The organism is Spirosoma sp. (assembly GCF_048594605.1).
GTDB lineage: Bacteria > Bacteroidota > Bacteroidia > Cytophagales > Spirosomataceae > Spirosoma.
Map to the genome: position 1 here is coordinate 56,270 of NZ_JBMDWV010000363.1, position 6,940 is coordinate 63,209.

A 6,940-nucleotide genomic window follows, 5' to 3' on the forward strand; every position below is an offset into this window, starting at 1 on the left:
GACTAGCCACTTTTATGCGCATCGCTATTTTATCGGCTAAACCGAATCTATATTCTACCCAGCGACTTCTGGAGTCCGTCACAAAGCGCGGTCATGAAGGAATCATCGTCAATCATCTGCATTGTCAGGTCATGATTGAAGGCGGAAAACCCACTATCCTGTATGAAGGTCAGGAACTGGATAATCTTGATGCTATTGTACCGCGCATTGGTGCGTCTGTAACTGATTATGGCTGCGCGGTTGTCAGGCAGTTTGAGATGATGAAAGTCTTTACAACCGCTAAGTCGCAGGCCATAACCCGTTCCCGAAACAAACTGCGCAGTTTACAGGTGCTCTCGAAAGCGGGCGTCGGCTTACCAAAAACCATCTTCGCAAATCATCCTAAAAATGGCGACGTAACGCAATTGATCAAACTAGTTGGCGGCCCTCCGGTAGTGATCAAACTCCTTGAAGGAACCCAGGGTATCGGCGTCGTTCTGGCCGAAACTATCCAGACAGCCAAATCGACCATTGAAGCGTTTTACGGTCTGAAAAAGAACGTACTGATTCAGGAGTTTGTGGCCGAAGCGAAAGGAGCTGACATTCGGGCGTTTGTTGTAGGTGGGCGCGTTGTAGGCGCTATAAGACGGCAAGGCCTTGAGGGCGAATTTCGATCCAACATCCATCGCGGTGGCAATGCGGTTACGATTCGGCTTACGCCTGATGAAGAGCAGACAGCGATTGAAGCCGCCCGCGCACTGGGTCTGAAAGTAGCGGGTGTCGACATGCTGCCTTCCGAGCGGGGCCCTTTGGTGCTGGAAGTCAATTCATCGCCGGGCCTGGAAGGTATCGAAACCGCTACCGGCATCGACATTGCCGCTGAAATCGTCACGTATATTGAAGAAAAAATCCGGGCCGACGAAGGTGATACGGTGGGCGTATAAGTGAATGCTGAACGATGAATTATCTTAGCCGTTCCAAATTGCATTCATCGTTTATAAAGTCATCACGCTCTTAGAAATGCCTGCGCTCGATTCTGACCTAAAAAAAGCCATCGTCCGGATGTCCGGCCCGGAAAAAGACAAATTGTTGCTACGTCTGATTGCCAAAGATGCCGTACTGACGGAACGGCTTCAGTTTGAGCTGGTTGAAGCCGGAAAAACCATTGATGAGCGTCGCGACCTGATTCGGGAGTTTATCGACCGCTCCGCTAACCTCCATGCCGATTCAGCAGGCTGGCTCATGATGGATATGCGTACGGTCAGTGGGTACATTAGCCGCCATCTGAAAGTTACGAAAGATAAATACGGCGAAGCTGAGTTAATGCTTTACATGCTCAATACGTTCTATGAACGGAACGCGCACCTCCTGCAGAAATACAATTCCCGCACCGACAAAGCTGCCGATTATATTGCCAAACGTACCGAGCAGGTCCTGAAAAAGGTTGCCAAACTTGACCCGGATTACCACATTGAGTTTGCCGACGAAATTAATAAGCTGCTAAGTTGGGTTCACTACGCGGCTCCCGCTCATTATGCCCGCCAGTTGGGATTGCCCAAGGAGTGGGACTTAGCCTGATTCTTTTGATTCGCAGAAAAAGTATTAACGTAGCTGGCTTATGCCGTTACTCAGATTTAGCTATGTTCATAGCGTCCAACAGGTTTCTTAAGTAAAACAGTTGAATACTCTAAAATGGGCTGACTGTGTGGTAGTTAGAATTTAACCATAAACCCTTACTCCTTTCCTTCGGTTATTCTAGTACATACCCGCCCTATTTAGTTATGAGTCAAACCGTTTTGATTACAGGTGGCACGGGTTCCATCGGCCGCCGACTGACCTACTTGCTTCAAAAACAGGGATTTCAAATATCACTGCTTAGCCGGTCCCCGAAGAATATACCTAACGTAACGGTATATCAATGGAATCTGAAAAAAGGGCAGCTCGATTCGGAAGCGATTACTACGGCCGATTATATCATTCATCTCGCTGGAGAAGGGATTGCGGATGCCCGCTGGACAGACGAACGGAAAGATGAAATTTTGAGCAGCCGTACTCAATCGACCCAACTGTTGGCGAAAGCGTTGCAGGAAACCAGCCATAACGTAAAGGCCTTTATCGGCGCTTCGGCCATTGGCTTTTATGGTGGCGATACGAACGACCGTCCGCTGACCGAGACGAGTGAGGGCGGCACTGATTTTATGGCCCAGGTTGTGCGGGCCTGGGAACGCTCGGAAGATCAGGTAGCGGCATTGGGCATACGTACGGTAAAGTTCCGTATTGGTGTTGTGCTGATGGCCGACGGTGGTGCACTACCTAAACTTGCCCAGCCCATTCGTTTAGGGGCAGGGGCCCCTATTGGATCAGGGCAGCAGTATATCTCGTGGATTCATCTGGATGACCTTTGCCAATTGTTTATTACAGCCTTAACTGATGAATCGTGGCAGGGTGTTTATAATGCCGTAGCGCCTGGCCCAGTCACAAACGAAGCGATGACACGAGCCATTGCCAACGTACTGAATCGACCCATGTTATTACCAAATATACCGGAGTTTGCCATAAAACTGCTCTACGGCGAAATGGCGATTGTGGTTACCGGTGGTAACTACGTATTAAACAAACGTATCACCGAAGAAACATCGTTTAACTATAAATTCAGCGACCTAACGAATGCGTTAGAGGATCTGATGAAATAATCCACAAAAAGCAAACAGGGAACCGTACGTACGGTTCCCTGTTTGCTTTTTGTGGATTATCGGCTTCCTAGCTCCACTCGCGGTCAGCCGAATCTTTGGTATTCCACGTATCGGTCGGAGCGAACCAGGTTGCGCCTTTTCTAAGGAATTTCTTGGCGACTTCCTCGTTCAGTTCCACACCAAGACCTGGCCTGTCAGGTACTTTTACAAATCCTTTTTCCGTAATGGGTTTTATACCCGTAACTAAATCCTCCCAGCCTGCTACGTCGACACCGTGGTGCTCGAGCGCTACAAAGTTTTCGGTGGCGGCCGCGCAGTGAACGTTTGCCATCATGCAAATGGGCGAACCCGCAAAGTGCATTGCCATCGGAATACCTTTTTCTTCAGCATAATCGCCTATTTTTTTGGTTTCCAGCAACCCACCCGATGATGCCAGATCGGGGTGAATCATATCGATCGCTTTGGCGTCGATGAGCTTAATAAATTCTTCTTTCAGGAAAATATCTTCACCTGTCAGGGTTGGTGTATCAATGGCGTCGGTAATCTGCTTCCACTGATCGGTATAGAACCAGGGAACAAGATCTTCCAGCCAGGCCAACCGGAAGGGCTCCATGGCTTTACCAATCTGGATAGCAGTGTTTACGTCAAAGTGTCCAAAGTGGTCAGCCGCTAAAGGCGTATCGTAGCCTACAATATCCCGTACTTTACCGACGTGCTCTACTAGTCTATCAATACCTTTCTTCGTGACCTGGATGCGAGTGAAGGGGTGTTTCGTGTTGGCGTAATTACCCAGTTTGCCCATTTCTTTATCGTCCCACTGGCGTTTCACGCTCCAGTTGTTCGCATTAACAAGCATACCCGGCTGATCGGCGATCATTCCAATACCAAAGTCCATTTTCAGGAACGTATATCCCTGGCCTTTACGGATTTCCATATTCTTGGCAAAATCGTCGTACGATTTACCCTCGGGTGTATCAGCATACAGCCGAATATAGTCGCGGTATTTACCTCCCAGCAACTGATAGGCAGGCACGTTATACGCCTTGCCAGCCAGATCCCAGAGCGCCATCTCAACACCACAGACGCCACCAGCCGCCCGGCTGTGATTACCAAACTGCTTAATAATTTTAAATATCTGCTCTACGTTACAGGGATTTTTGCCCAGGATTCGGCTCTTCAGCATCAAGGCATAGTTGGCGCTGGCCCCATCGCGAACCTCACCCCAACCCACAAGACCCTGGTTTGTGTCGATTCGGATAATCGGACTGCTGAACGGTACGCCCTGCAAAACAGCCACACGCATATCCGTAATTTTCAGCTCCGATGGCTTGGCAAATCGGCTTACCTTCTGGGTAATAAATTCCATTTCCTGCTCAGCAGCGAATCGGCCGGGCAGCTTGTCAAACATTAGCCCTAACGAAAGACCACCCAAGCCTGCATTGCGGATAAAATCCCGGCGGTTTGGGGCGTCGCCAGAGGCCGATGGAGGTGGAGCTAAGCGCGATAAAAAGTTCTTCATGGCAAAGGGTATCTATTTTTTAGCGAATCCTCTATAAAATGATCGAATGGCAGTATTTTACTTATTCTATCGTCTTTTATGGTTAGAAACGTAGTAAAAACAGGCTCTTTCAATAAAGGACGGGCAGCCTTTTTCCTTACCCAACCAGTAAATACCGATGATAAAGAAAACTTTACTTGCACTGACTCTTGCGTTTTCAGGAAGCTATTTGGCACAGGCGCAACGGCTAGGATCATCCCCTGAATACGTTACAAGCTTAACGGCCGGCTGGAAAGGCGAACGAACAGCCGATGGTCGTCCGAAAGTATCAGATTTAGTACTGGAACGCTTACAGAATTGCACACTGGAACAAGTCTGGGGGTATCTGGGTAATAAAGGTTATCGGAATCAGGTTGAGAAAAACTGGATCATTCTTAAACCCGGCGAAACCATGACCGGGCGTGTCGTAACGGCCCAATTCATGCCAACACGCCCCGACCTCGATAGTCTGGTACGGGCGCAGGGAAAAGCCGAAGGTCGCTCGCAGAAAGGCGGCATCAATATCTGGCCGATCGACATCTTAACCAAAGGCGATGTATACGTAGCAGACGGCTACGGGAAGATAAAGGATGGTACGTTAATCGGGTCGAGCCTGGGGAATGCAATTTATGGCAAAACCGGGAAAGGTGTCATTTTCTACGGATCGATCCGGGATATGCAGGAGTTGAAAGACACGAAAGGTTTCAATGCCTGGGTAAAAGGTCACGACCCGTCGTACATCAAAGACATGACGCCTACGTCGATCAATGCACCAATACGTATCGGCGATGTTACGGTGCTTCCTGGCGACGTCGTGTTTGCCAATGAGTACGGTGTCGTGTTTATTCCGGCTCACCTGGTTGAAGGGCTCGTGTCCGCTTCGGAGATGACGGGGCTACGTGACGAATTCGAACGGGTGTTGCTTCAGCAGAGCAAATATCCGTCGGGCGAGATTCACGGCGACTGGTCCGACAAGATCAAGAACGAGTTCAGAGCCTGGGTAGCCAAATACCCTAAGAAATTAGCCATTACGCAGAAAGATCTGGAAGCTTATCTGGCAAAAGGACACTAGTAAACGTCTATTTTCGACGCAGAGCCACAAAGGACACAAGATGCTAGCTATTCATTTGTGATCTTTGTGGTTCTGTGTTTCATATATCGCGAGTTGCTCTCTTTAATTAATTCGATCAATGAAGTTCAACATTACGCTTTTAGTATCGTTTATTGCCCTGTTCGGTCTGGCAAAAACCGTTACGTTCGCCCAAACGATGGCGAAAGACGAGTTAATATTTTTAACCTCCGAATGGAAGGGAGATCGGTTTCCTGATGGACGCCCAAAAATTACCGACGGATTAATTGAACGCGCCAAGAAGATTGGTATTGATGATGCCTGGACCGTTTTGAAGAATGAAGGGTACACCAACCAGTTTGAAGGTAACTGGAAGGTGATCCACAACGACGTAGTGATTGCCGGTCGCGCCGTTACAGCCATGTTTATGCCGAGTCGGCCAGATGTCGAAAAAAACATTAAAGACCGGGGCATCAGCAAGCAGGGCCGAAAAGGCAATACCAATACGTGGCCCATTGAAGTGCTCACGAAGGGCGATGTATACGTAGCAGATGGGTTCGGTAAAATTGGCGGGGGAACACTCGTAGGTGCTACGTTAGGGAATGCTATTTTTAGCAAAACCGGCAATGGCGTTATCTTCAACGGAGCGGCCCGGGATTTGCAGGAATTGCAGAACATCAAGGGATTCAACGCGTTTGTCCGCGATTTTCACCCGTCTTTTCTGGAAGAAATGGTTTTGATGGGTCTTAACACCCCAATTCGGATGGGAGGTACGATGGTATTGCCGGGCGATCTGGTGATTGCTCAGCGCGAGGGTGTGTTGTTTGTGCCAGCGCACATGGCCGAGCAGGTAGTTACTACGTGTGAATTCGTGACCCGTAAAGATCAATTTGGCTTCGAAACGGTTAAGTCCGGACGTTACACAACTGGCCAGATCGATAGTCAGTGGACCGACGAAATCAAAACGGAGTTTCTGAAGTGGCTTGCTCAGCACCCGGAGTTAGGCACTATGACCCGCCCCGAACTGGACAAGGTAATGAGCAAACGTACCTGGTAAAGCGGCATTTAGTCAATAAATCAGGCTCTGTGACGTAAAACCCCACAGAGCCTGATTTATTTTCAGGCATTCTTTACAAACAACGACTGCACCATTGCCCGCAGACGACCATGTGCTACGTAGGCCCAGATGAGCAGCATATACATCGAAAAATCCTGATAAGCTACCGGGAAAGCGATGTTGTTGATGTAATAACGGGTTGACGTGAAATCGAGCACTGGCGTAAAACCCATCAGATTTTCATAACCCAGAATCAGCATAAGACCAAGCGCATAAAACAAATACTGCGGCTTACGGAATGCCCAGAGTACGCCCACCAACGTAGTAGCGCCAAAACCTACGTAATGCTGCCAGGTCAGCGACAGGTCGGTTGTATAAGCGACATAAACGGAATAAAGCTGAACCGATACCAGAACGAGCAAAATAAGGCCATAGCCATAAAATTCCTTTAATTGAGCACGTTGCATAAGAAGATAAGTTACGGAGAGTACAGTAGACGAATTATAAAGTTACAGAAAAACTACTATACATATAGGTTAAAAGCTACTATTTTTTCAGGTTACCGGCATTAAAAAAGACGAATAAGCCGTCCTTACCTGCCACTA

The 6,940-nt window shown here is 48.4% G+C and carries 7 protein-coding genes; 5 read left to right on the forward strand and 2 right to left on the reverse strand.

All coding sequences use genetic code 11. From position 1 onward, the window contains the following. Positions 1-14: 14 nt before the first annotated feature. The 3 genes from rimK to ACOJS8_RS22480 all read left to right on the forward strand — a co-directional run bounded on the left by rimK (position 15) and on the right by ACOJS8_RS22480 (position 2,672). On the forward strand, positions 15-923 hold the full coding sequence (rimK, locus tag ACOJS8_RS22470) for a 30S ribosomal protein S6--L-glutamate ligase (RefSeq protein WP_420150798.1): 909 nt from the start codon (positions 15-17) through the stop codon (positions 921-923). A 76-nt stretch (positions 924-999) separates the two neighbouring features. Continuing rightward, positions 1,000-1,557 (forward strand): hypothetical protein, encoded by a 558-nt coding sequence (locus ACOJS8_RS22475; RefSeq protein WP_420150799.1) that lies wholly within the window; start codon positions 1,000-1,002, stop codon positions 1,555-1,557. A gap of 203 nt (positions 1,558-1,760) precedes the next feature. Beyond that, positions 1,761-2,672, forward strand: coding sequence for a TIGR01777 family oxidoreductase (locus ACOJS8_RS22480; protein ID WP_420150800.1), 912 nt, complete (start codon positions 1,761-1,763; stop codon positions 2,670-2,672). Between the two features lie 67 nt (positions 2,673-2,739). Here ACOJS8_RS22480 and ACOJS8_RS22485 read toward each other — a convergent pair whose 3' ends face one another. Then, positions 2,740-4,191, reverse strand: a complete 1,452-nt coding sequence (locus ACOJS8_RS22485; RefSeq protein ID WP_420150801.1) for a mandelate racemase/muconate lactonizing enzyme family protein — start codon at positions 4,189-4,191, stop codon at positions 2,740-2,742. A gap of 157 nt (positions 4,192-4,348) precedes the next feature. Between ACOJS8_RS22485 and ACOJS8_RS22490 the strand changes: the two genes are divergently transcribed. Together ACOJS8_RS22490 and ACOJS8_RS22495 are read left to right on the forward strand one after the other, a co-directional pair. Continuing rightward, entirely contained in the window at positions 4,349-5,281 is a 933-nt protein-coding gene (locus ACOJS8_RS22490; RefSeq protein ID WP_420150802.1) for an RraA family protein, read from the forward strand. Between the two features lie 118 nt (positions 5,282-5,399). Continuing rightward, a complete protein-coding gene (locus ACOJS8_RS22495; RefSeq protein ID WP_420150803.1) occupies positions 5,400-6,335 on the forward strand; it encodes an RraA family protein in 936 nt (311 codons plus the stop codon). Positions 6,336-6,397: 62 nt separating this feature from the next. On the opposite strand, the gene ACOJS8_RS22500 is transcribed toward ACOJS8_RS22495, so the two are convergent. Next, positions 6,398-6,802 (reverse strand): hypothetical protein, encoded by a 405-nt coding sequence (locus ACOJS8_RS22500; protein WP_420150804.1) that lies wholly within the window; start codon positions 6,800-6,802, stop codon positions 6,398-6,400. Positions 6,803-6,940: the final 138 nt, after the last annotated feature.